Source organism: Mesorhizobium sp. Primo-A, assembly GCF_003997175.1.
GTDB classification, from domain to species: Bacteria; Pseudomonadota; Alphaproteobacteria; order Rhizobiales; family Rhizobiaceae; genus Mesorhizobium; species Mesorhizobium ciceri.
In genome coordinates this window covers 1-22570 of sequence record NZ_RZTG01000023.1, presented here as the reverse complement: position 1 = coordinate 22570, position 22570 = coordinate 1, and the positions used below count along the sequence as shown (strand labels likewise).

At 63.3% G+C, this 22570-nt stretch carries 24 protein-coding genes and 1 pseudogene; 16 read left to right on the top strand and 9 right to left on the bottom strand.

What is annotated here, in order from left to right; genetic code table 11:
* Positions 1–386: 386 nt before the first annotated feature.
* Positions 387–800 carry a type II toxin-antitoxin system Phd/YefM family antitoxin gene (locus EOC83_RS33395; protein WP_224675156.1) on the bottom strand — a complete coding sequence of 138 codons (414 nt, stop codon included), beginning with the start codon at positions 798–800 and terminating at the stop codon, positions 387–389.
* On the opposite strand from EOC83_RS33395, the gene rfaD reads away from it, so the two are divergent.
* From rfaD to waaC, 3 genes are read left to right on the top strand one after another with little or no spacing between them, the layout of a single operon-like run.
* Positions 772–1728: an ADP-glyceromanno-heptose 6-epimerase gene (rfaD, locus tag EOC83_RS29970; RefSeq protein ID WP_063170316.1), complete on the top strand. Its 957-nt coding sequence runs from the start codon at positions 772–774 to the stop codon at positions 1726–1728. The two genes, EOC83_RS33395 and rfaD, sit on opposite strands and share 29 nt — an antisense overlap.
* Positions 1701–2708 carry a lipopolysaccharide heptosyltransferase II gene (gene waaF, locus EOC83_RS29965; RefSeq protein ID WP_063168813.1) on the top strand — a complete coding sequence of 336 codons (1008 nt, stop codon included), beginning with the start codon at positions 1701–1703 and terminating at the stop codon, positions 2706–2708. Before rfaD ends, waaF begins: the two co-directional genes overlap by 28 nt.
* Complete coding sequence (gene waaC / locus EOC83_RS29960; RefSeq protein ID WP_063168814.1) at positions 2705–3679, top strand: lipopolysaccharide heptosyltransferase I; 975 nt, start codon at positions 2705–2707, stop codon at positions 3677–3679. Before waaF ends, waaC begins: the two co-directional genes overlap by 4 nt.
* Positions 3680–3918: 239 nt before the next feature.
* On the opposite strand, the gene greA is transcribed toward waaC, so the two are convergent.
* Positions 3919–4392, bottom strand: a complete 474-nt coding sequence (greA, locus tag EOC83_RS29955; protein WP_013530066.1) for a transcription elongation factor GreA — start codon at positions 4390–4392, stop codon at positions 3919–3921.
* Between the two features lie 271 nt (positions 4393–4663).
* A complete protein-coding gene (locus tag EOC83_RS29950; protein ID WP_063168815.1) occupies positions 4664–5203 on the bottom strand; it encodes a tetratricopeptide repeat protein in 540 nt (179 codons plus the stop codon).
* Positions 5204–5346: 143 nt separating this feature from the next.
* Between EOC83_RS29950 and EOC83_RS29945 the strand changes: the two genes are divergently transcribed.
* The 4 genes from EOC83_RS29945 (at position 5347) to EOC83_RS29930 (ending at position 8743) form a co-directional block, all read left to right on the top strand.
* Complete coding sequence (locus EOC83_RS29945; protein ID WP_013530064.1) at positions 5347–5772, top strand: DUF3775 domain-containing protein; 426 nt, start codon at positions 5347–5349, stop codon at positions 5770–5772.
* 132 nt (positions 5773–5904) lie between these two features.
* Entirely contained in the window at positions 5905–7038 is a 1134-nt protein-coding gene (locus EOC83_RS29940; RefSeq protein ID WP_063170317.1) for an extensin family protein, read from the top strand.
* 116 nt (positions 7039–7154) lie between these two features.
* The gene (locus EOC83_RS29935; protein WP_027162117.1) at positions 7155–7961 is read left to right on the top strand and encodes an extensin family protein; all 807 of its coding nucleotides are present in this window, start codon (positions 7155–7157) and stop codon (positions 7959–7961) included.
* 74 nt (positions 7962–8035) lie between these two features.
* Positions 8036–8743: an LssY C-terminal domain-containing protein gene (locus tag EOC83_RS29930; protein ID WP_063168816.1), complete on the top strand. Its 708-nt coding sequence runs from the start codon at positions 8036–8038 to the stop codon at positions 8741–8743.
* Positions 8744–8754: 11 nt separating this feature from the next.
* On the opposite strand, the gene EOC83_RS29925 is transcribed toward EOC83_RS29930, so the two are convergent.
* Positions 8755–9777 (bottom strand): NAD(P)-dependent alcohol dehydrogenase, encoded by a 1023-nt coding sequence (locus EOC83_RS29925; protein ID WP_013530060.1) that lies wholly within the window; start codon positions 9775–9777, stop codon positions 8755–8757.
* A 127-nt stretch (positions 9778–9904) separates the two neighbouring features.
* Between EOC83_RS29925 and EOC83_RS29920 the strand changes: the two genes are divergently transcribed.
* Positions 9905–10819, top strand: a complete 915-nt coding sequence (locus EOC83_RS29920; protein WP_063168817.1) for a LysR family transcriptional regulator — start codon at positions 9905–9907, stop codon at positions 10817–10819.
* A 75-nt stretch (positions 10820–10894) separates the two neighbouring features.
* Positions 10895–12205 (top strand): hemolysin family protein, encoded by a 1311-nt coding sequence (locus tag EOC83_RS29915; RefSeq protein ID WP_024504164.1) that lies wholly within the window; start codon positions 10895–10897, stop codon positions 12203–12205.
* A gap of 28 nt (positions 12206–12233) precedes the next feature.
* Here EOC83_RS29915 and EOC83_RS29910 read toward each other — a convergent pair whose 3' ends face one another.
* Positions 12234–12476, bottom strand: coding sequence for a hypothetical protein (locus EOC83_RS29910; RefSeq protein ID WP_013530057.1), 243 nt, complete (start codon positions 12474–12476; stop codon positions 12234–12236).
* 139 nt (positions 12477–12615) lie between these two features.
* On the opposite strand from EOC83_RS29910, the gene EOC83_RS29905 reads away from it, so the two are divergent.
* Entirely contained in the window at positions 12616–14124 is a 1509-nt protein-coding gene (locus EOC83_RS29905; RefSeq protein ID WP_063168818.1) for a winged helix-turn-helix domain-containing tetratricopeptide repeat protein, read from the top strand.
* Between the two features lie 54 nt (positions 14125–14178).
* On the opposite strand, the gene EOC83_RS29900 is transcribed toward EOC83_RS29905, so the two are convergent.
* On the bottom strand, positions 14179–14775 hold the full coding sequence (locus EOC83_RS29900; protein ID WP_127326016.1) for a CGNR zinc finger domain-containing protein: 597 nt from the start codon (positions 14773–14775) through the stop codon (positions 14179–14181).
* A 115-nt stretch (positions 14776–14890) separates the two neighbouring features.
* On the opposite strand from EOC83_RS29900, the gene EOC83_RS29895 reads away from it, so the two are divergent.
* A complete protein-coding gene (locus EOC83_RS29895) occupies positions 14891–15799 on the top strand; it encodes an alpha/beta hydrolase (protein WP_013530054.1) in 909 nt (302 codons plus the stop codon).
* A 10-nt stretch (positions 15800–15809) separates the two neighbouring features.
* Here EOC83_RS29895 and EOC83_RS29890 read toward each other — a convergent pair whose 3' ends face one another.
* Positions 15810–16736, bottom strand: coding sequence for a DMT family transporter (locus tag EOC83_RS29890; protein WP_013530053.1), 927 nt, complete (start codon positions 16734–16736; stop codon positions 15810–15812).
* Positions 16737–17023: 287 nt separating this feature from the next.
* On the opposite strand from EOC83_RS29890, the gene EOC83_RS29880 reads away from it, so the two are divergent.
* Positions 17024–17827, top strand: coding sequence for an MBL fold metallo-hydrolase (locus EOC83_RS29880; RefSeq protein WP_245268607.1), 804 nt, complete (start codon positions 17024–17026; stop codon positions 17825–17827).
* 56 nt (positions 17828–17883) lie between these two features.
* Here the strand turns inward: EOC83_RS29880 and EOC83_RS29875 are convergent, their stop codons facing one another.
* Positions 17884–18489 carry an NADPH-dependent FMN reductase gene (locus EOC83_RS29875; protein WP_013530052.1) on the bottom strand — a complete coding sequence of 202 codons (606 nt, stop codon included), beginning with the start codon at positions 18487–18489 and terminating at the stop codon, positions 17884–17886.
* 89 nt (positions 18490–18578) lie between these two features.
* Between EOC83_RS29875 and EOC83_RS29870 the strand changes: the two genes are divergently transcribed.
* Positions 18579–18947 (top strand): helix-turn-helix domain-containing protein, encoded by a 369-nt coding sequence (locus tag EOC83_RS29870; RefSeq protein WP_024504168.1) that lies wholly within the window; start codon positions 18579–18581, stop codon positions 18945–18947.
* A gap of 149 nt (positions 18948–19096) precedes the next feature.
* Here the strand turns inward: EOC83_RS29870 and EOC83_RS29865 are convergent, their stop codons facing one another.
* Complete coding sequence (locus EOC83_RS29865) at positions 19097–19300, bottom strand: hypothetical protein (RefSeq protein WP_013530050.1); 204 nt, start codon at positions 19298–19300, stop codon at positions 19097–19099.
* 221 nt (positions 19301–19521) lie between these two features.
* Between EOC83_RS29865 and EOC83_RS29860 the strand changes: the two genes are divergently transcribed.
* The 3 genes and pseudogenes from EOC83_RS29860 to EOC83_RS29850 all read left to right on the top strand — a co-directional run.
* Entirely contained in the window at positions 19522–20259 is a 738-nt protein-coding gene (locus EOC83_RS29860) for a response regulator transcription factor (RefSeq protein WP_063168819.1), read from the top strand.
* Positions 20260–20309: 50 nt separating this feature from the next.
* A complete protein-coding gene (locus tag EOC83_RS29855; RefSeq protein ID WP_158515801.1) occupies positions 20310–22064 on the top strand; it encodes a 7TM diverse intracellular signaling domain-containing protein in 1755 nt (584 codons plus the stop codon).
* Between the two features lie 116 nt (positions 22065–22180).
* Positions 22181–22570: pseudogene (locus EOC83_RS29850) on the top strand (hypothetical protein); the annotation flags it as partial.

The following is a 22570-nucleotide window of genomic DNA, read 5'->3' as shown; positions in this document are numbered from 1 at the left end:
CTTTGGACTGACCCGTGCGGACAACCGCAGTAAAAGCGAACATAATTTTCTTGTGAAATGACGGGCTGAACGCGCCAATTCGCGCACCCGGCTCGAAATAGGCCGACGCTTCCAGGATATCATGATTGTACTCATCGACCATGACCCAAAGGGGCATAGGATCGAGGCCCGCACGGTGGCGTTCAATTTCCGGGATGCTGACTGCAACGCGATCACGACCCGGCTGTGTGGAAGTGATTGCAAGTATGAAGAGGTTGGTACCCCCGGCTTTCCCAGGAAGGACAGCCACAAAGGCCACAGGCCGTGACTTCCGGCCTTCGGTCTCGCCGTCTCCGTGTTGGCGATGCCAAAGATATGGATATCGCCAGACGTCCGCAGCAGCGGGTTTAATCACGGTCCAATTCCGCGGCGTACTCCTCGAGCATCTCGACATGTTCGGTCGGGGCGTCCTTCGCAGCGTAGACGCGGCGGCTGTCGTTGCCGAAGCGCGCTTCGTAGGCCTCGATGCTCATCAGGACGTATCTCGGCTTGTTGTGGCGAGTGATGGAGACCGGCTGCTGGCTGGCAGCTGCAAGCACATCTCCAAGATTCTGTTTCAGATCGGTCGACGGATAGTTTTTCATGGGATACCCTGTTTTGTCCATAATAGACAAAATAGACAAAACAGACAAGCGCATAAAATGGCAGGACAGGCGCATGCACCTGGCTTTGTCGACAGCCCGGCTAGCCTCCCCTATAAGGACCGGAATCGCAAGCAACCAGAGGTCCTTCATGATCATCGTCACGGGCGGCGCCGGCATGATCGGCTCCAACATCGTCGCCGCGCTGAATGCCGAAGGGCATGACGACATCCTCGTCGTCGACGACCTTACCGACGGTCACAAGATCGTCAATCTTGCCGATCTCAAGATCGCCGACTATCTCGACAAGGACGATTTCCTGCCCCGCATGGAGGCCGGCTCGCTCGGCCGCATCGAGGCCGTGTTCCACCAGGGCGCCTGCTCGACCACCACCGAGTGGAACGGCAAATTCATGATGGAGGTGAATTACGCCTTCTCGAAACGGTTGCTGCATGCAAGCCAGAGTTTGCGCGTGCCTTTCCTTTATGCCTCCTCGGCTTCCGTCTATGGCGGCGGCTCGGAGTTCCTCGAGGATCCCGCGTTGGAACGGCCGCTCAACGTATACGCCTATTCCAAGAAGCTGTTCGACGACTATGTCAGGCGAACCGTGTTCGCCGGGCAGGCCGACCATTCACAGGTCGTAGGCTTGCGCTACTTCAACGTCTATGGCCCGCGCGAAGCGCACAAGGGCGCCATGGCCTCCGTCGCCTTCCATCTGTTCAACCAGGTCGAGCGAGGCGAGAACCCGAAACTGTTCGGCGCCTATGACGGATTCGGACCCGGCGAACAAAGCCGTGACTTCATCCATGTCGGTGATGTCGCCGACGTCAATCTGTGGCTGTGGAAACGGGGCTCAAGCGGCATCTTCAATTGCGGCACCGGCCGTGCCCAGCCCTTCCGCGCCATCGCCGAAACGGTGATCGACACGTTGGGTAAAGGGGAGATTGAATTCATCCCCTTTCCCGACCATCTCAAGGGCAGCTACCAGAGCTTTACGCAAGCTGATATGTCCCGTTTGCGCGCGGCCGGTTACAATGGCCAATTCCGGACAGTGGAAACCGGTGTCAGAGACTATGTCGAATGGCTGAAAGCCCAACGATCCTCGTGATCGGCCCACGCTGGGTGGGCGACATGGTGATGGCGCAGTGCCTGTTTTCGGCGCTGAAGGAGTTGCATCCCAACGCCGCCATCGATGTGCTGGCGCCTGCCTGGGCAGCACCCCTGGTCAAGCGCATGCCCGAAATCCGCCAGCAGATCGATTTTCCGCTCAAACCCGGCGCGCTCGAATTCACCCATCGCCGCCGCTTCGGCCGCCTGCTGCGCGGCCGCTACGACATGGCCTATATCCTGCCGGGCAGCTGGAAGTCGGCGCTGATTCCGTTCTTTGCCCGCATTCCGCGCCGTGTCGGCAATCTGCGCGAGATGCGCTATGGCCTGCTGACCGACGTCGTGCCATTGCCCGACAGCATCAAACGACGCACCGCGCAGGCCTATTTCGGCCTTGCCCAGGGCGGCAGTTTCCGGGCGCCCCGGCTTAGCGTGGACACGAAAAACCAGGTCGACCTGCTCGGCCGTTTCGGGCTGGCGCCGCAGAAATTCGTGGCCCTGATGCCCGGCGCGGAATTCGGCCCTGCCAAGCGCTGGCCCAGCGAAAGCTATGCCGGGCTTGCCAGCGGCTTCATGGGCAAAGGCTTGAAGGTTGCGCTGTTCGGCTCGAAGAACGACCGCGACGTGACGGCGGAGATCGCAGCCCTGGCCCCCGGCGTCGTCGACCTCGCCGGACAGACGCGGCTGGAGGACGCCATCGACCTGATATCCGCCGCCAGGCTGGCTGTGTCCAACGACAGCGGACTGATGCATGTCGCGGCCGCCGTCGGCACGCCGATCGTCGCCGTCTACGGCTCGACCTCGCCCGAAAACACGCCACCGCTGGCGGAGCGCCGCGAGCTGGTCTGGCTCGGCCTGTCGTGCTCGCCCTGCCACCAGAAGGTCTGTCCGCTCGGCCACCTCAACTGCCTGAAGACGCTGGAAGTCGGCCAGGTCGCGGCAGCGGCGGACCGGCTGCTGGAAATTCCGGCCGCGGCATGAAGGTGCTGATCGTCAAGACGTCGTCGATGGGCGATGTCATCCACACCTTTCCGGCGGTCGAGGATGCCCGTCGCCACCGCCCGGACCTGACCTTCGACTGGTGCGTCGAAGAGGCATTCGCCGGAATCGTCGCGCTTCACCCGGCGATCGACAAGATTCATACGGTGGCGATCCGGCGCTGGCGCAAGGCGCTGCTTGACGGCGCCACCTGGCGCGAGGCGGCCGCCCTGCGCCGCACCTTGCGCAATTGCCGCTACGATCTGGTCATCGACGCGCAAGGCCTGCTGAAATCGGCCCTGGTGGCAAGACAGGCGGGCTCACCCATTGCCGGCTTCGACCGTTCGAGCGCGCGCGAACCCTCGGCGACGCTGTTCTACGATGCCACGTATGCCGTCCCGCGCGATCTCCACGCCATCGAACGGACGCGGCGGTTGTTTGGCCTGGCGCTCGCCTATCAGCCCGATCTTTCGACGCTGGACTCCGGCATCGTGCCGCCCGCCGGCACCCTGGCGGGCACTTCTGGAAAAACCGCCTTCCTGCTGCACGGAACCAGCCGCGAAGACAAGAAATGGCCGGCCGAAGACTGGATCGGAACCGCCCACCTCCTGATTGAGCGGGGGATGACGCCGGTCACGACCTGGTCGAACGAGCGTGAGAAAACCGTGGCCGAGGCAATCGCAGGCGCCGTGCCGTCAACGATCGTGGTACCGAAATCGCCGCTGTCCGAAATCGCCGCGACTATCGGCGGCTCGACGCTGGTTATCGGCGCCGACACCGGGCTGACCCATCTTGCCAGTGCCTTTGGCCTGCCGACGGTCGCAATTTTCCTGGCAACAGAGCCGGGTCTGACCGGCCCGCGCGGACGCTACGCATCGACACTGCTGGCCTCGCATGGGGGGCGTGTTGTGCCGGTGCAGGTAGTGGCGGAAGCAGAAAAGCTATTGGCACTTAAACTACAAGCGCCGGCATAGGACCTTTCAGAATTCGCTCTGGCGAGTCGAATAGCGTGGTTCTTCGAGAACCGGAGCGGCGCGTACTTAAAGTACGTGAGCACCGGAAGCGCAGAAAACCGCCCGCGCATGCCCCCGAAAATCGTAATTGATTTTCGGAAAGGGATCATGCGCTAACTGAAAATCCTACAGCGTCCTTTGCGCGTCCGAGAGGACGCGCGGCGCTGTAGTCGGCCGCCAGAGTAGAATTATCAAAGGTCCTAGATGAACTGCACCTGGACGATCTCATACCCCCTGGCGCCGCCAGGCGCGTTGACCTCGATGGCGTCGCCGACTTCCTTGCCGATGAGCGCACGCGCGATCGGCGAGGAGATCGAGATGCGGCCGGACTTCACGTCCGCCTCCTGGTCGCCGACGATCCGGTAGGTCTTCTTTTCCTCGGTGTCCTCGTCGACCAGCACCACGGTGGCGCCGAACTTGATCTTGTCGCCGCTGAGCTTGCTGACGTCGATCACCTCGGCGCGCGCAATATAATCTTCAAGCTCGTTGACGCGGCCCTCGTTGAGGCTCTGCGCCTCTTTGGCGGCATGATATTCGGCATTTTCGGACAGGTCGCCATGCGAGCGCGCTTCGGAGATCGCCTCGATGATGCGCGGCCGCTCTTCCTGCTGGCGCCAGCGCAGTTCTTCCTTCAATGACGCGAACCCCTCGCCTGTCATCGGGACCTTGTTCATGATGCCTGCCTTTCCTGCTGCCACCCCCGCGTATCGGGGAAAGCCTTGTCGATGGGTACAAAAAGAAAACGGGTCCGGCAGCCTCGAGCTTACGGAACCGTTTCACCGCAATTTCCCTGAATATAGCAATGTCAGCGGGTTTTTCACGCCCAAAAATCGGTTTTGCTAAAATCATCCCCGTTTTCATCAGTCCGGGGCGATGAATGAGACCGGGGGCAACAAAAAACGGCCGCGATCGCTCGCGGCCGCTTGGAAGAGCCCTGGGATCTTTTCAGCTTCTCATGAAATGGTCGATCTGCTCGGCCAGCATGCCATATTCACGCGAACCCTTGCCGGTCCGCTTCTCGATTTCCATCAACTGCTGCTGGGCGCCGGCCAGATCGCCGATCTGCAGATGCGCTTCGCCGAGATATTCGCGCACCAGCGTGTAGTTCGGATCGATGCGCAGCGCTTCCTCGTAATAGCCGAGGCCGACGGTGACGCGGCCGGAATGGCGGTGCGAATAGCCGAGATAGTTGAGGATGCGCGGATCCTGCTTGTTGGCGGCGAGGCTGAGCACGGCAATCGCCTCGTCATAGCGCCCGGCCATCGCCAGCGCGTGGCCTGCATCATAGATGCTGTCGTCGTCGAGCATGCCTTCCTGGGGCGCGACGCACTTTTTCTTCTTCTTGTCCCAGACCTGGCCCTTCTTGCACTGGGTGACGGTTTCGTCACCGCCGCTGCCCCCGCTGCCCGCGGCGAACACCGGAACGGCAAGGAACTGTAGAACGAGCAATGCGCTCGCCGCCTGGATCAGCACTCTTTTATGCATCGAAACCTCCTGGAGGGGTGAGAATGCAATACTAACGCCGGTCGGCTTGCGTTTCATCCCGGAAAATTGCGGGCGGGAGAACATCAGGTGACGGATGCCGCGAATCCGCTATCATCCGGCAAACGACCTGAGGGAGACGGCCCTTGCAGCGGCGGCTTGAAAAGGACTGGGAGCTTTCGATCGGCCCCGACACGGTGCGCCTGTTCATCCTCAAGGCCAAGGCACTGAGTGCGGCCGTCAATGAAGACTATGCCGATGGCGCCGAGCACGAGGTCGAACTCGACGGCGAGTCCCATGTCAACCATCACCATGACGGCCTTGCCGAGGAAAGCTCCGAGAACCTGACCGAAGAAGAGCTGCGCGAGCTGATCAACGACCTCAATGTCGATGAAGCAGCCGAGCTGATCGCGTTGGCCTGGGTCGGTCGCGGCGACTACGACGCCACCGAATGGGCGGACGCGCTGGCCGCCGCGCGCGAACGCGCCAACAAGCGCACCGCGAAATACCTGCTTGGCATGCCGCTGCTCGCCGACTGGCTGGAGGAAGGGCTGGAAGCGATCGGTGCGTAACGGAGCGGTTACCGTTCGTGATGCGGCCAAGGCAACCACCTTGCGTCGGCGCCGTTGAGGGCGATGGGGTCGATCGTCTTTTCCCGAATATGCAGGATTGCGTTGACCGTGGCCGTCACGGCCTTGCTGGTGATGCCGGTCGAGGCGAGACATCGCCATCGGCATCATAAGCCCCCGACGCCGCGGGTCGAGCAGCCGCTGACACCACGAGCCGACCAGCCCCTGAAACCAAGGGGCGGAAAGCGTTTGAAACCACGGCGCCACCGGCAGGTCACGCCAAAGCAGACACAGCAGAAAACGCAGACATCGCTGCCCTCGCCTGCCGATGTTCCCGTGCCCGAACCCGGCACTCCGATAACCCAACCCGGCATTCCGGTGCCCGAACCACGCCCGGCGGACGCACCAAAGGCTGAAGCTGCAAAGACCGAGGAGCAAAAGCGCGTAGGGCCGAAGGCCGCGGAAGCGCCCGACCGTTTCAAGGAAGAAAAATCCCACCAGGAAAAGCAGGCACGTCCCGAGCCATTGGCTCCGGAGCCATCAACCGGGGAAAACGAGCCGGAGCCGCCGGACGTCGCGCCAACGCCGACACAAAAGCCTGACATTGCAGAACCCGAGGCCCAGCCGCCAACCGTCGCCCCGCAGCCACCGCAAAAGCCGGCCGACGCGGACGAGAAGAAGATGCTGCCCGATCCGCGCTCGGCCGACGTGCCCGATGAAAAAATGCCGGTCGAGGAAGTCGCATGCCGCGAACGGCTAAAGACGCTCGGCGTCGAATTCGAAGAGTACAAGGCGGAAAGCCAGCCCGAAATCGGCTGTTCGATTCCCTACCCCATCGTGCTGAAGACCCTTGGAAAGTCGATCGCGATTGCCCCGGGCACCGAGCTCAACTGCAAGATGGCCGAGGCGACGGCGCGTTTTGCCGCCGATGTCATCCAGCCGGCGGCAAAGGCCGAATTCGGTGCGGACCTGAAATCGATCGGCCAGGCATCGGCTTTTGTCTGCCGGCCACGCAACGGCACACGAAAACTGTCGGAACACGCGTTCGGCAACGCGCTCGACATCGCCAGCTTCACGCTGTCGGACGGCAAGAAGATCGAGGTCGGCCCGGCGCCGCCGGAGAAAGACGCCAAATTCCTCAACAATGTTCGCAAGGCCGCCTGCGGACCCTTCAAGACGGTGCTCGGCCCAGGCGCCGACGCCGATCATTCCCTGCATTTCCATCTCGATCTCGAACCGCGCCGTCATGGCGGAACGTTCTGCCAGTGATCAGGGCTGATCCAGGCCGCGTGCCGCAATTCGGCCGCAGGCATGAACGCGGACGCTGAGTTTTCCTTTACCCTTGATCGTTAAAATGCCGGATATCCATCAACGGGATTCCGCCAATGGCCGGCAAATTTCGGGCCGTGTTTTTCGCCACCGCGCGCCAGTCAAAATATGCAGCAATGCTGACCGCCGGTCTGGCGCTGGCGGCGCTTTCCGCCTGCAACACCGGCAGTGTGCTGTCGCTGCAGCCGGCCGTCGACGTCGGCGCGCAGACGGCTGCCGTGCCGCAATATGCCGGCATGCAGAAGCTTGTCCCTTCCAATCCGTACATGACGCAGGCCGCTTATCCGCGCATGGACGAGCCGATGTCGCCCGTCGAGCAGATGCCGGCCAGCGAAACCGACTGCCGTCAGCAATTGAAGCGCCTCGATGTCGCCTACACCGACCTGGCGCCGATCCATGAAGGCCAGTGCGGCATCGATTATCCGGTCAAGGTCTCGGCCATCGGCAACATCCAGATGAAACCCGCCGCAACCCTGACCTGCGACATGGCAGCTACCTTTGCCGGCTGGACGAAGAACGAACTCGTTCCCTCCGCCCGCTGGCGTTATTTCTCCGGCGTCAGGACCATACACCAGGGCTCCAGCTATTCCTGCCGCCGGATTGCCGGCGAAGGCGTCCTGTCCGAACACGGCAAGGGCAATGCGCTCGACGTCATGAGCATCGAGCTCAACAATGGCGACGACATCGATGTGCGCAAGCCCGGCCTGTTCGCCTTCCGCACCCGTGGCTTCCTCAACAATGTGCGCGCCGACGGCTGCCAGTACTTCACCACCGTGCTCGGCCCCGGCTACAATTACGACCACCGCAACCATTTTCATTTCGACATCAAGAACCGCAAGAACGGTTATCGCGCCTGCCGTTAGATCGGTGCCGGGTATCCTTTGCCTGAATGCCATGACAACGCCTAATGTGATGCCGGAACATTTGAGCGGCATTCATGGGTCAACGAAGCGTTCGGCGACGCATTATGATCTGGGCGGCGACCTTGTTGGCCGCGTATCTGGCGCTCGCCTATTTCGCCGCACCGGAATTCTGGACGTTCCGCGATCGAGGTTTTCGCACGCATCGCTTCGAGATGCTGACGCACACGCCGCAAGGCATTCCGGGCGACCCGATCAATGTCGGCCTTGTCGGCACGCAGAAGGAGGTGGTCCACGCCTTTGCCGTTGCCGGCTGGGACACCGCCGACGCCGTCACCCTGAAGACCGCGATCGAGATCGGTGAAAGCGTGCTGTTCGACCACCCCTATCCCGATGCGCCGGTCAGCAGGCTGCTGTTCGATGGCCGTGCCCAGGATCTCGCCTTCGAAAAGCCGGAGGGCATCAGCGCCGACCGACGGCATCATGTCCGCTTCTGGCAGACCGATGCAAGCGGCGACGATGGCCGGCCGCTGTGGCTGGGCTCGGCCAGCTTCGATCGCGGCGTCGGCTTCAGCCACGACACCGGCGCCGTCACCCACCATATCGGCCCCGACATCGACGCCGAGCGCGATTTCCTGATGCGCGACCTGGCCACTGCCGGCATGCTGCTCTCGACCAGCGACATATCGGGCGTCGGCGCCACCAAGGCGGGACGCAATGGCGGCGGCGATCCCTATTTCACGGACGGCGAGGCAATTGTCGGCGTGTTGAAGCAGTTGCCATGACATCGCAAAAGTCAGGTCGTGGTGATCACGATCTTGCCGAACGGCCCTTTCTCCAGATGTTGCAAGGCCTGCGGCACCTCATCGAAGCCAAAAACCTTGTCGATGACCGGCTTGATCGCCAGCGCCTCGATCGCCTGATTCATGCGCTCGAAAGCACGGCGATGGCCGATCGACAGGCCCTGCACGGTGATGCGGTTGCGCATGAAGGGCAGGATGGGAAAGCTGAGCTCCATCGCGCCCAGCAGGCCGATGATCGACAGCCGGCCGTCGGCGGCCAGCGCGTTCAGCGATCGCCGTGCATTGTCGCCGCCGACCATTTCCAGCACGTGGTTCACGCCCAGCCCGTTCGTCAGCTCACGCGCGGCATCGTCCCAGGCCGGTTGCGTGCGGTAGTTGATCCCTTGCCAGGCGCCAAGCTTTCTCGCCCGCTCAAGCTTTTCATCACTGCTTGAGGTGACGATGGCGCGCAGGCCGAACGCAGTGGCGAACTGCAGCGCAAACAGCGACACGCCGCCGGTGCCCTGGATCAGAATGGTCTGACCCGGCACCGGTTTGGTCGCCTCGGCCATGGCGAACCAGGCCGTCAGCGCCGCGATCGGCAATGTCGCGGCCTCGATGTCGCCGAGCGACAGCGGCGCCAGCACCGCGGCGTCCTCGCCGAAGATGACATGATCGGAAAGCATACCCGACAGCGACGACCCCAGCGTGTGCTTATGCAGCACCGGCGGTGCGTCGCCATCCGGCCAATCGGCGATCACCTGGCCAAGCACGCGCTGGCCGACCTGAAAGCGGCTGACGGCACTGCCGACGGACACCACTTCGCCCACCGCGTCGGATGTCGGCACGAAGGGAAAGGCAAGGTCGGGGATCAGCACGCCGTCCACGATCATCTTGTCCTTGTAGTTGAGCGATACGGCCTTGGTCCGGACCAGCAAATCGTGCGGCCCTGGCTCGGGCACCTTGCCTTCCACCTGGCTTAGCCTCGACAGGCCAAAACCGCTCATCTGCCAGGATCTGTTGATTGGGGTGCTCATGTCGTCTCGCGCTCCGTGCATTGATGCCAGGCGAGACATTTATGCCTTTCGATTATAGAAAATAGTGCTTCCGTGCGGTATAATTTGACACTGATTGCGGACTAAAAGTCGACAATAGGAAATCGCCATGGAAACGGCCGACCTGCAAGGCACCGTCGCGTTTGTGCAGGCGGTGGAGGCCGGCAGCTTCACTAGCGCCGGCGAGCGGCTGCATGTGACGAAGTCGGCGATCGGCAAATCGATCGCGCAGCTGGAGCAGAGGCTCGGCGTTCGCTTGTTGAACCGCACCACCCGCAGTCTCAGTCCGACCAGCGAAGGCATCAGCTACTATGAAGCCTGCGTCCGGGCCCTGGCCGAGATCGAAGCCGCACAGTCGCTGCTCGCCTCGCGTCGGCAGGTCCCGTCTGGCCGGCTTCGGGTCGACGTGCCGCTGGCCTTCGGCCGACGCTGCGTCGCTCCCGTGCTGTTCGAGATTTCGAGGAAATTTCCGGACCTGACGGTGGAAGTCTCCTTCAATGACCGCCGCGTCGACCTGATCGAGGAGGGTATCGACCTGGCGATCCGCATGGGCGAACTCGACGACAGCCTGTCGCTTGCGGCCAGGCGCCTCTATGCTCAGCGCTCGGCCATATGCGCGGCTCCCGACTATCTCGACAGGCATGGCCGGCCGCAATCGGTCGAGGATCTCGCCGATCACAGCGTCATTGGCTACGGTCGCGAGGGCATCGTCCGCCCCTGGGTGATCAGACATTCCGACGGCCATCTCGCAACCTTCGTGCCCAAGGCGCGGCTCGTTCTCGGCCATGGCGAACCGATGCTGGATGCGGCGCTCGCCGGCTGCGGCATCGCCTTCCTGCCGACATGGCTGGCCGCCGACAGCCTCAAAAGCGGCGATCTCGAAATGGTGCTGTCGGAATGCCTGGTCGAGAACATCGTCGTGCATGCCGTCTGGCCGGTGACGCGCGCGCTCACGCCAAAGGTGCGGGTTGTCGTCGACGCCCTCGTCGAACATTTTTCGGCGCCGCCCTGGGATGCCGCGTGAGCGAAATACCGGTCATTTCTCAAAAATCACGCCGGACTATTTTCGAAGACCGCGCCACAATGCTATTGACCGCTCATGTTATACGTCGAAATCGCTATCGTGGTCGTCCTCATCTGCGTGAACGGCCTTTTGTCGATGTCCGAGCTCGCCATCGTCTCGTCGCGCCCGGCCAGGCTGAAAGCGATGATCGACCGCGGCACCAATGGCGCCGGCCGCGCCCTTGATCTTGGCTCAAATCCCGGCAAGTTCCTGTCCTCGGTGCAGATCGGCATCACCTTGGTCGGCGTCCTCTCCGGCGCCTTTTCCGGCGCCACGCTCGGCGAACGGCTGGCGCAGTTCCTGGCTTCGACCGGCATCCGCGAGACTGTCGCCGACCCGCTAGGCGTCGGCATCGTCGTTGCTATCATCACCTATTTCTCGCTGATCGTCGGCGAGCTGGTGCCCAAGCAGATCGCGTTGCGTGATCCCGAGCGGGTCGCCGCCAGGGTCGCTCCGGCGATGACCATCCTCGCCACGGTGTCGGCGCCGCTGGTCTTCCTGCTCGACTTCTCCGGCCGCACCATATTGTGGCTGCTCGGTCAGCGCGGCGAAAGCGAGGAAAAGGTCACCGACGAGGAGATCAAGATGCTGGTCGCCGAGGCCGAGCATCACGGCACCATCGAATCCGACGAGCGGCGCATGATCGCCGGCGTCATGCGGCTTGGCGACCGCGCCGTGCGCGCGGTGATGACGCCGCGCACCGAAGTCGACTGGATCAATCTGCAATCCGACGAGGCGGCCATCCGCAAGCTGCTCATGGAAACCCAGCATTCGCGCCTGCCGGCAGGCGACGGCGGCGTCGACGTCATGGTCGGCGTCGTCCAGACGCGTGATGTGCTGGCCGCACTGCTTGCCGGCCGCGTGCTCGATCCGCGCAGGCATGTGCGCGCAGCCCCCATCGTCTACGACCAGGCCGACGCGCTCGATGTGCTGCAGAAGCTAAAGGAATCCGACGTGCCGATGGCGCTGGTGCATGACGAATACGGCCATTTCGAAGGCATCGTCACCCCGGCCGACATTCTGGAAGCCATCACCGGCGTGTTCCGCGCCGACACCGACGCCGGCGACGAGGAAAACGCGGTCAAGCGCGAGGACGGCTCGTGGCTGCTCGCCGGCTACATGCAGGCCGACGAGATGGCCGACATTCTCGGCATCGACCTGCCGGAAAACCGCGATTACGAAACCGTCGCCGGCTATGTGCTGTCGCATATGCACCATCTGCCGGCGACTGGCGAATGCGTCGACGCGCAGGGCTGGCGCTTCGAGGTGGTCGATCTCGACGGCCGCCGCATCGACAAGCTGATCGCCACCCGCCTGGCCGGCGCCCCTCGCGAGGCGGTGCGCTGACGGTCGACGCGATTTGCGGCATTTCGCTCTATCGTTCCCAGAAGGACTTGGCGATCTCTCCCTCGACCTGCTGTATCGTCAGGCCGATATCGTCGATCAGATGCGGATTGTCCTTCGACATTTGCCTGAGCTGCCAGCGAAAGCGTATCCGCTCGCGCCAGGTCCGATCGTGCCAGCTCGCGATGATGCTTCGCAGGGTCTTTAGGAGCCGGCGCGATGCCGGCCGCACGGGCGTTCCCGGCCGCGCTGCACAAGTGAGGGTATTGGTCATGGCAACCTCCATATGGTTTGAGGGCCTAGGGCTCTCGATGAGGTTGAATTCTGCGCGATACGGACGGCGCCGTAATTAAGCCCTCCCAAATAGTTCCCAAAACTTCCAAACGAGCTAGAGCGGCCCTATAGATGCGCCTATGCAGGGATCGCGTTTTGCCTTTGGTCCGTTCGTGCTTGATCCGCATGCGGGAACGCTGCTTCGGAACGATGTCCCCGTTGCCGTCGGCTATCGCGGGCTGAGCCTGCTTGCGGCACTCGTCGGGCGGCCCGGCGAAATCCTCGGAAAAGCCGAACTGATGGACGCCGCGTGGCCGGGCACGGCCGTCGAGGAAGGCAATCTCACCGTCCAGATCGCGCAGCTGCGCAAGCTGCTTGGCCCCGTCGGCGACAACGGCGAATGGATATCCACCGTTCCGCGCGTCGGCTACCGTTTCACTGGGGCCGTCGAACAGCTGGGCGAGGCCAGGCGAAAACCCTTGCCGCTGCCCGACAAACCGTCGATAGCCGTGCTGCCCTTCGTCAATTTCAGCAACGATCCCGAGCAGGATCCCTTCGTGGATGGGTTGACGGAAGACCTGATCACCGACCTGTCCAGAATCTCCGGCCTGTTCGTCATCGCCCGCAACTCGACCTTTGCCTACAAGGGAAAAGCGATGGACGTGCGCGAGATCGCCGGGGATCTTGGCGTGCGCTACCTGTTGGAAGGCAGTGCAAGACGCGCCGCGGGGCGCGTGCGCATCAACGCACAGCTGGTCGACGCGATGAGTGGCGATCATCTGTGGGCGGAACGCTTCGATCGCGGCCTGGAGGATATCTTTGCCGTTCAAGACGAGGTGACGGCCAAGATCGTGGAAGCGCTGCTTGGCCGGCTGCGCGCGCCGCCGCCGCGCAATCGGCCGCGAAATCTGGAGGCCTACGACCTCTGCGTGCGGGCGCGAAAGCTGATCGACGACTCGCCGCAGATGGCGCAGGAAGCGCATCTGATGCTGACGCGCGCGGTGTCGCTCGATCCTGATTATGCCGAGCCCTATCGTTGGCTTGCCATGAACCACTGGATGGGACAGGTGCATTGGGGCGGACCAACCGAGGCTGCCCGCAGCGTTGCCCTGGAGCTGGCGCGCAAGGCGGTGGCGATCGATCCCAACGATGCCGGCTGTCGCTGGATCCTGGCTTATCTGCTTGCCTATGAGCGCAGCTTCACTGAAGCGGATGCGGAATTCGCCAAAGCGATCGAGCTCGACCCGAACGAGGCCGACACCTGGGCGGCATTGTCCGACATCGCGGTCCTGGCCGGACGGGTCGAAGAGGGCCTCGAGCACATCGGCAAGGCGTTCCGGCTGAACCCGTTTCCGGCGAGCTGGTACTATCTGACGCTCGGCCAGGCGCAATATGCGGCGCGCGACTACCAAGCCGCTATCGAGACGTTGCGCCGTGACGAGACCTATCGCACAAGCTCACGCCGTTTCCTGGCGGCAAGCATGGCCCAACTCGGCCGGCTCGACGAGGCGCGCGCAGAGGCTGAACTGTTCCTCGTCGGCAACCCGCATTTCACAACCCATCACTGGGCGACGACCGAGCCATTCCGCGACGCCGCTACGCTCGAGCATTTCGTCGATGGTTTTCGCAAGGCCGGTCTTCCGGAGTGACGCGCCGGCATCCGGCCCGCCCGCAGCAAAGGCGACGTGGTGCGCTAACCCAGTCTAGACGTCGGTATGATCTCGGTGGCGCGACACCTTCTCGCGGTTGCCGCAGGTGCGCATGCTGCACCAGCGCCGCTTGCCGCCTCGCGACGTATCGAGGAAAAGCCAGCCACAGCGAGGGCAGGAATGCAGCCTGTCGCGCGGCAGGGTGAAGAACGCTTCGATGGACAGCATGGCCAGCAACGCGGTGACGGCGTCCGGATCGCGCCACCGGCCAAGGGCAAGCTCCGGCCTGGTGCCATCCAGCTCGATAGACCCGGCGGCAAGCGAGCTTGCCGTGCGCGAGAACAACACGCCGAGCGGTTCGACCGCAGACGGTTTGCCCGCGGCGATTGGATCGAAAACCTGAAATGACGCCTCCCGCATTTCGCGGACCCCTTCCACGAACCGCGCATCCGCTATCTCGGCAACGGCCTGCGCCTGACGATCGTCGGCAAGCCCTGAGGCGCTGAACCAGTTCGCAACATCCCGGACGGACTTGAAGAGTTCATTGTCTGTTGCCGGCGCCCGCCGGTCGAACACGGCGTTCGACAGGTCCAAAGCGGGATGCCCGCCTATGAAGTGATCCGGTACCCATTCGGTGTATTCATCGCCCATGGAACATAACCTCATTAACCGGATTATACGGTTACATGTAACCACTATCATACGGATACGTGGTGTCAAAGCCAGCGCGTCGCCAGATCGGCGCGGAACCCCTGGGAGGGAGAGGATGTGCAGCAATCGTTACAAGACCCGCCACGAAACCATCAATGTCGACGGCCTCGACATCTTCTACCGTCATGCCGGCGATCCCGGCAGACCGGCAATCCTGCTGCTGCACGGATATCCGACTTCGTCGCACGTCTATCGCAATGTCATCGAACCGCTGGCGGAGACAGCCTATGTGGTGGCGCCGGATCTGCCCGGTTTCGGCTTTTCGTCCGCCCCTTCCATCGATGCCTATGACTACACGTTCGACAACCTGGCCAGCACGATCGAAGCCTTCATCGAGGCCCTCGGCCTCCAGCGATTCTTCCTCCACATCACTGACTTCGGCACGCCCGTCGGCTATCATCTCGCCACACGGCGGCCGGATCGCATCCTCGGCCTGATCGCCCAGGACAGCAACGCTCATGACGAGGGGCTGGGACCGGAATGGGACGCGCCGAAGGCGTTCTTCGCCGAACCGACTGAAGAAAACCGCGCCAGACTGCCGGACTGGATGAATTTCGAGGGGACCCGAAACCAATATATCGGCGGTCTCCCCGAGCGTCTGAAAGTGTTGTTTCCGCCCGAGGGTTGGTATCTCGATACGGAGCGCCTGGCGAGGCCCGGCAACACCGACATTCAGTTCGAACTCTTCACCGATTATGGCTCGCACATCGCGCGCTTCCCGGCCATCCAGGCCTATCTCCGCGACCAACAGCCAGCATGCCTGGTGCTGTGGGGGCGCCACGACGCCTTCTTCGCGCTGGACGAGATCATGGCCTACAGCCGCGATCTCGACGCCGTCGAAATCCATGTCTTTGAGAGCGGGCACATGCTTCTCGAAACGCATCATCGCCAATGCGCGGCTCTCATCGCTCACTTCATGCACGAGGTGGAGACTGGGGTATTTCGCGATCCTGCGGGGCGTTGAACGTCGACGTTCAAACCGCCACTTCGATGGGCTCGGCAAGCCTGGGATTGGCCCGCGCGGCGATCAGGCAGCCGGCGACGATCAGGCACGCTCCCGTCAGCGTGGTCCAGGTCGCCTCCTCGCCGAAGAAGAACCAGCCAAGCGCGACCGCCCAGATGAAGGCCGAGTATTCCGTCGGGATCAGATATTGCGCTTCGGCGCGGGCGTAGGACCAGCTCATCAGGAATTGCCCGGCGAGCGACAGCACCGTCACCCCGGCCAAAGGAAGCCAAAGATCGCTCGGCAGGGCGACGGCAAGCCAGGGTGCCGCGAGGCCGAGCAGGATGGCAACGCAAAGGTTCTGGAACAGCATGATCTCGATCGGCTTGGCCAACTGCGCCTGTTGCCGGGCGAGGATCAGATTGTATCCGTAGAACACGGTTGATACGAGCACCGCTGCCGTGCCGAGCATGGCGTCCTGCGAATAGTCTGCCTGCCCGAACTGGCCGGCCATGATGATGGCGACGCCGGCGATGCCGGCCAACGATGCCCAGACAGCCTGGCGTCGGATCCGTTCGCCCAGCAGCAGCGCGGCGAGAAACAGCGCAAACAAGGGCGCCACGAAGCTGAGCCCGATCGCCTCCGCGAGCGGCAGCCTGGCCAAGCCCCAGAAGAAGGATATCAGCACGACGCCGACAATTGCGGCACGCAGCGCATGCAGCCTCAGCACCGGAATGGTCGGCTTTAAGCGTGGTCCCGCCAACCAGGCTGCGCCCGCGACCACGGCCGCGACCATGCTGCGCCACAGCAAGGTGTTGTAGACCCCGACCGCGATGACCAGGATCTTCATCGCCGCATCCATCCCGGACAGCAGGAAGATCGCAAGCGCGCATACGAGCACCGGGATCATCGGGGAAACGGCGCCGGTCAGGCTGGATGTCTTCACGGCTTCACTCATGTGACGGATCGCAGCCGGATATATCAGGGCAAGGGTCGCGACCAGATGGCAGCCCGGTCGATGTAGCAGTCCAACCCCGATTGGGCCGAGGCTATCGTGACATCAGGGTATCAGCACCATGCCGGCGAGTTGAACGAAACGGACCGCCTCGCCGACTGCATCATCCGGCCACGGCAGGCGACGCACGCACCCATGGCACAGATCGAATTGAGCGGGCGGGTTGCCGACGCAGCTGGCCCGTCGCATGTTGCCGGTTGTCTGCAGACGGATCGGAAAAAATGCACCGCATGGCTTCGGGCGACCTTTATCAGACCTACGATCTTGGTGACTTGCGCATCACCTCCTTGCGCGATGGCTATGTCGACATGCCGATCGGACGGCTTCGGCAACCCGGCGACAAGCCATTTGGCGATGAATTGCCGCAACAAGTCGCATTGGTTGGTGGTCAACTCAGACTGTCCGTCAATGCCTTCGCGATTGACGATGGAGACGGAATCATCCTGATCGATACCGGTGCCTCGAACGCCTGGCATCCCACCATGGGCCGACTTCCCGAGGCGCTGGACGAAGCTGGCATCGATGCCGGACGAGTCCGTGCCGTCTGTTTCACCCACACCCATCTCGACCACATCCATGGTCTTGTGCTTGCCGACGGCCGCGACGCTTTCCCGCGCCTGGCGCGTTTGCTCGTTCCCGGGGAAGAACTCGGCTTTTTTCGCGCCGAAGCGCGGCTCGAACGATTTCACAGCATGGCGGAACCCTTCGAGGCCGGAGACCGTATCGGGACACATGTCGACATTGTCGAAGCCCATGGCCATGAAGCGGGACACAGCTGCTTTCGTGTTTCGAGCGGTGGCGAACGCATTCTGATTTGGGGCGACACCGTTCACGTCCCATCGCTTCAGTTCGATCGACCTGAGGTGACGTGGGAATTCGATGCCGATCAGGACCAGGCGCGCGAAAGCCGGTTGCGGTTGCTGGCGCTTGCTGCCGACGATCATGTTTCGTCGCCGGCGCGCATCTGGATTCGCCCGGTATCGGCCGCGTCGTCCGATCCGGCGCCAGCTTTCGGTTTGAGCCGCTATAATTGAAAAAGGGCGGCGCAAGCGCCGCCCCGGATCCTTGGGAGGATAATTCGAACCGGCGGTCAGGCCGCCTTGACTTCCTCGGCGACGGCGTCGGCCTGACGCGCTGCCTTGAGCACCTTGGCCCACCAGGCAACGTCGTTGACCAGCGCCGTGGCGGCCTGGTTCAGATGCTCGAGGTCTTCCAGCTTCTTCTCGCCCTGGCGGACGGCGAGGAAATCGCCCCAGGCGATATGGACGGCCGACTTGACCGGCGCCATCTGCAATTCGACGGCATGAAGGCGGAGCTGTTCGACGGCGCGAGCGCCACCGACGCTGCCATAGCCGACGAAGCCGGCCGGCTTCTTGTTCCATTCGTTGGCGGCGTAGTCGATGGCATTCTTCAGCACCGCCGTCGGGCCATGATTGTATTCGGCGGCGGTGAAGATGAAGCCGTCGAATTCGGCGACCTTCTTCTGCCAGCGCTGTGCCACTTCGTTCTGCGACGGCGCCCATGCGGAGGATGCGACTTCGTCGAAGAACGGCAGCGGGAAGTCGCGAAGGTCGACGATCTCGACATCGATGTCGGCATGCGACTTGGCGATCTTGGCGATCCATTGGGTTGGCACATCGGCGAAACGAGCGGCGCGCGTCGATCCGACGACGATGGCAATTTTGGGTTTGGACATAAGGGCTCTCCTTGCACGAAGTACTGGTATCATTTGGATACCTGCGCTATATGAGATACTGCAAACGCGATGCACAAGAAGGCACTTTTTTGTTACCGAGGCACCCACACCGCTCCGAAGACTGCCGCGCCATCTCGGAAATCCTGCAGCGCGTCGGCGACAAATGGACCGTTCTGGTCGTCGGCAAGCTGGGCGACGGACCGCTGCGTTTCAACGAATTGCGCGCAGCCGTCGGCGGCATCTCGCAGAAGATGCTGACCACCACCTTGCGCGGGCTGGAGCGTGACGGCTTCGTCACCCGCACCGTGTTTCCAACCATTCCGCCGCGCGTCGATTATGAGCTGACCGAGCTCGGCCACGAGCTGCTGATCCCCGTCAGCGCACTGAGCGAATGGGCGCGCGCCAACACCATGCGCGTCAAGGCGGCGCGCGAAAAATTCGACGGCGCCCGCGTCTGAAACCCTTGCGCGGCAAGGGATTCAGCCCCGCACGCAACATCCGGCTTGTCTGATCGGAAATTCTATCTCGGCTGCGCGGATCGTGCCCGGATGCAAGCGCCGTTTTGGCTGGCGGATTGCCGCTCATGCGGTCCCCTGACGGCTGCCGCTCAGGCTCCTGATGCGCGCACATCGCATCGCGCGGCGGCACAGGTATCACACCGTGCGCCCCGCTCGCCGGGAGCCTGTCCTCCATGCGTGCAGGCGACGCGCGAGATGTCTTCCTTCACCTCCGCGTAAGCGGTCACGCCGAGCAGGCAGGTCGTCGCGACCAGGGCTGCCACGAGCCAACCGTTCAGCAGATGTTGACGCATTGTCTCTCCTCCGATTGCAGCAGGATCGGGCTTGGAGGCAACCGTTGGATGTCACGAAAAGCGCCTCCCGCACGGGCGCTGTTACAAACGGCCATACCCGGCTCGCTCTACCTGATCCCAGCTATGTCGGCGGCAACCGATCCATGGCAGACTGGGTACGATCGGTTGGGTATTTTCCGCCCGGCTGCTACAGGTGAAAGCCGCCATTCGCGTCGAGGTTCATGTCGTCCAAGGAACATCCCGCCATCGACCTGCCATCGGAAGCACTGCTGCCGAGCCCGCTGCTTGTCGTCGAGGACGAGCCGATGATGCAGGTGCGGTTGCGCTCGATCCTGAGGGGCCTTGGCTACGCTCAGGAGGAGCTGTTTTTCGCCGGGTCGATCGCGCAGGCCAAGGCCCTGCTCGTCGACCAACCCTTCGCCATGACGCTGGTCGATGTCGGCCTGCCCGATGGCAACGGCATCGACCTCATCCGCTCCCTGCACGAGCACGACGCGGCGCTGCCGATTCTCGTCATCTCGGCCTGGAGCAACGAAAACACCATCCTCGAAGCCCTGCGTGCCGGAGCGACCGGCTATCTCTTGAAGGAGCGCGACGACGTCGAGCTGTCACTTTCGATCCGCAGCACCATTCGCGGCGGCGCGCCGATCGATCCCTTCATCGCCCGGCGCATCCTGGAACTGGTGTCGGCGCCGGCGTCATCCGGGCGCGCCCGTTCCTCCACCGACAGGCCGGGGCGCGGCAAGCCCGCGCTTGCGCCGCCGCCTCCCTTGACGCCGCGCGAGGTCGAGATCCTCAACCTCGTTGCCAAGGGGCTTACCAATCGAGAGATTTCGGGGGTCCTTTCCCTTTCCAGGTTCACGGTCGAATGCCACATTCGCAACATCTACAAGAAGCTGTCGGTCAAATCCCGGACGGAAGCGATTTTCGAGGCGCGGTCGCAAGGCTTCTTGCCCTGATATTCCTGCTCCTCGCGCCGGGCGGCATCGCCCTCGGCGCCGACGGGGCCGTGCCGTTCAAGACGATCGAGGCCGTTCGATCCGGCTGGGACGCCGCCGCGCCGCCGGCCGCCGGCTGGACCAGCGTGACCTTGCCCGATGACTGGGCGACGCGCTGGCCCGGTTTCGACGGCGTGGTCTGGTATCGCCTCACCTTCGACAGGCCCGACGCGGCCGAGCCGCTAGGCCTCGCGCTGAACTACTGGACACTGGCCGGATCGATCTCTGTCAACGCCGCGGAACTCGGCCGCGACGAATTCCTCGTCGAGCCGTTGACGCGCTCATGGAACGTGCCCCGCTACTGGCAGCTCGCTTCCCCGGTCCTGCATGCCGGCACCAACACGCTGCTGATCAGGGTCTCGGGCCTAGCGCCGTACCAGCCAGGCCTTGGTCCGGTCCTGATCGGCCCGCCTTCGGCGACGCGTGCCCATTTTGTCCAGCAATTCTGGATTCGCCGCGAACTGCCGGTCTTCTATCTCGGCGTCACCGCGGCGCTTGGCACCTTCTTCTTCGTCGTCTGGCTGCTGCGCCGAAGCTTGAAGGCCTATGGCTGGTTCGCCCTGATGACGATTGCGTGGTTTTGCTATTCGCTCAATTTCGTGGTGACGAGCCCCTGGCCGTTCGCGGCGACCGACACCTGGCAGCGTTTTATCATGCTCTCCTTCATGGTCATGGCCGCCGCCTTCGTGCTGTTTGTCATCCGCTTTGCCGAGCGCCGCTTTCCCAGGGGGGAAGCCGTGCTGTGGGCCGCGCTGGCGATCGGCGCCGCGGCCCTGTTTGCCACACCGCATTCCCAACTCGGCCCGATGCTCAACCTGCTGGCCTTGTTCTGGTCGCTGCTTTACATCGGCGCCTGTTTCCTGTCGATCGGCCTGACCTGGCGCAGCAATCGGCTGGACCACATCGTCCTTCACATCGTCAACGCGCTCACCATCGTGGCCATCCTGCATGACCTGATGACCTATCTCGGCATCCTTCTTGGCAATGTCTACTACGTCACGCTGACATCCCACTTTCAGATGGTCGGCATGGCGCTGGTGCTGGCCTGGAACTTCGTCGCCAACATGCGCCGCATCGAGGGGTTCAACGATGAGCTCACGGCCAAGATCGAAACCGCCAGGGAAGAACTCGCCCTCACGCTGCATCAGCAGCATGAGGTCACCCTGGCCAACACCAGGCTGGCCGAGCGCGTCTCCCTTTCCCACAATCTGCACGATGGCATGGGCGGCACCCTGGTCAATTCGATCGCCATGCTGGAGCATGCGCCGCAGAACCTGCCGGCCGATCGCTTCCTGTCCGTCCTCAAGGAACTGCGCGACGAGTTGCGGGTCATCATCGACACCGCCGCCGACGACCAGACGGGCGGCCAGTCGCTGGCCGAGTGGATCGCGCCGCTGCGCCGCCGCCACACGCTGGCATGCGAAAGCCGCGACATCGATTGCGTGTGGAACCTGACCGGGCTGGAGGACTGCCACCTGTCGCTCGCGCGAAGCCTCGATCTCGTCCGCATCCTGCAGGAAGGCCTGACCAACGTGCTCAAGCACAGCCAGGCAAGCCGCGTCGTCATCGACCTGCACCGGCGCGGCGAGACGCTGAGCCTGGCCATAAACGACAATGGCGTCGGCTTCGATGCCGCCTCGCAAGCGCCCGTCCCGGGCACCGGCCTGCGCTCGATGCGGGCACGGGCCGGACGGCTGGGCGGTACGCTCGACACGCGGTCGCGGCGCGGCGAAACCGTGCTGGCCTTGCATGTGCCCGCGGCCTGACCGGCCGATCCCGGCGCGGCGGGCATAGCTAGTTTCAACGATATCCGGCCTTGGTCTCGGGTGCTATGCCCGGGGACATGCACGACTGCGTCGGTGCTGATCTGGGGAGCTTGGCCTTGACAGGAATTGCCATCGTCTCGAAGCGAAGCCTGCTGCGCTCGACCGCTCTCGCGACCTGCCTCCTGGCCCCCCTGGCCTGGAGCCCCGCCATGGCCGACGGTGCTGGCGGACATGGCGCGACCAACTCCGCGGGCCGGGGCGGCGGCCAGGGTGGTGGCGGGAGCGGCGCAGGCGCAGCCGGAACCGGCGGCACCGGGGGAGTTTTGGGCGACGGCGGCAGCAGCGGCAGCAATGGCAGTGTGGCCGGTTCCGGCGGTTCCGGCGGAACCGTCCGCGTCGACGGTGCCGACGGTGGCGTCGGCAGTTCCGCTGCCACCCTGATCAACGATGGCGGCTTCATCACGGGAGGCGGTGGCGGTGGCGGCGGCAGCAACGGAGGTGTCGGC

Bases quoted from the DNA above. Each gene is read 5' to 3' on its own strand.
- rfaD (WP_063170316.1), top strand. From the start codon at position 772: ATGATCATCGTCACGGGCGGCGCCGGCATGATCGGCTCCAACATCGTC.
- EOC83_RS33395 (WP_224675156.1), bottom strand. From the start codon at position 800: ATGCCGGCGCCGCCCGTGACGATGATCATGAAGGACCTCTGGTTGCTT.
- waaF (WP_063168813.1), top strand. From the start codon at position 1,701: ATGGCTGAAAGCCCAACGATCCTCGTGATCGGCCCACGCTGGGTGGGC.
- waaC (WP_063168814.1), top strand. From the start codon at position 2,705: ATGAAGGTGCTGATCGTCAAGACGTCGTCGATGGGCGATGTCATCCAC.
- greA (WP_013530066.1), bottom strand. From the start codon at position 4,392: ATGAACAAGGTCCCGATGACAGGCGAGGGGTTCGCGTCATTGAAGGAA.
- EOC83_RS29950 (WP_063168815.1), bottom strand. From the start codon at position 5,203: ATGCATAAAAGAGTGCTGATCCAGGCGGCGAGCGCATTGCTCGTTCTA.
- EOC83_RS29940 (WP_063170317.1), top strand. From the start codon at position 5,905: ATGCCGGTCGAGGCGAGACATCGCCATCGGCATCATAAGCCCCCGACG.
- EOC83_RS29935 (WP_027162117.1), top strand. From the start codon at position 7,155: ATGGCCGGCAAATTTCGGGCCGTGTTTTTCGCCACCGCGCGCCAGTCA.
- EOC83_RS29930 (WP_063168816.1), top strand. From the start codon at position 8,036: ATGGGTCAACGAAGCGTTCGGCGACGCATTATGATCTGGGCGGCGACC.
- EOC83_RS29925 (WP_013530060.1), bottom strand. From the start codon at position 9,777: ATGAGCACCCCAATCAACAGATCCTGGCAGATGAGCGGTTTTGGCCTG.
- EOC83_RS29920 (WP_063168817.1), top strand. From the start codon at position 9,905: ATGGAAACGGCCGACCTGCAAGGCACCGTCGCGTTTGTGCAGGCGGTG.
- EOC83_RS29915 (WP_024504164.1), top strand. From the start codon at position 10,895: ATGTTATACGTCGAAATCGCTATCGTGGTCGTCCTCATCTGCGTGAAC.
- EOC83_RS29910 (WP_013530057.1), bottom strand. From the start codon at position 12,476: ATGACCAATACCCTCACTTGTGCAGCGCGGCCGGGAACGCCCGTGCGG.
- EOC83_RS29905 (WP_063168818.1), top strand. From the start codon at position 12,616: ATGCAGGGATCGCGTTTTGCCTTTGGTCCGTTCGTGCTTGATCCGCAT.
- EOC83_RS29900 (WP_127326016.1), bottom strand. From the start codon at position 14,775: ATGGGCGATGAATACACCGAATGGGTACCGGATCACTTCATAGGCGGG.
- EOC83_RS29895 (WP_013530054.1), top strand. From the start codon at position 14,891: ATGTGCAGCAATCGTTACAAGACCCGCCACGAAACCATCAATGTCGAC.
- EOC83_RS29890 (WP_013530053.1), bottom strand. From the start codon at position 16,736: ATGAGTGAAGCCGTGAAGACATCCAGCCTGACCGGCGCCGTTTCCCCG.
- EOC83_RS29880 (WP_245268607.1), top strand. From the start codon at position 17,024: ATGGCTTCGGGCGACCTTTATCAGACCTACGATCTTGGTGACTTGCGC.
- EOC83_RS29875 (WP_013530052.1), bottom strand. From the start codon at position 18,489: ATGTCCAAACCCAAAATTGCCATCGTCGTCGGATCGACGCGCGCCGCT.
- EOC83_RS29865 (WP_013530050.1), bottom strand. From the start codon at position 19,300: ATGCGTCAACATCTGCTGAACGGTTGGCTCGTGGCAGCCCTGGTCGCG.
- EOC83_RS29860 (WP_063168819.1), top strand. From the start codon at position 19,522: ATGTCGTCCAAGGAACATCCCGCCATCGACCTGCCATCGGAAGCACTG.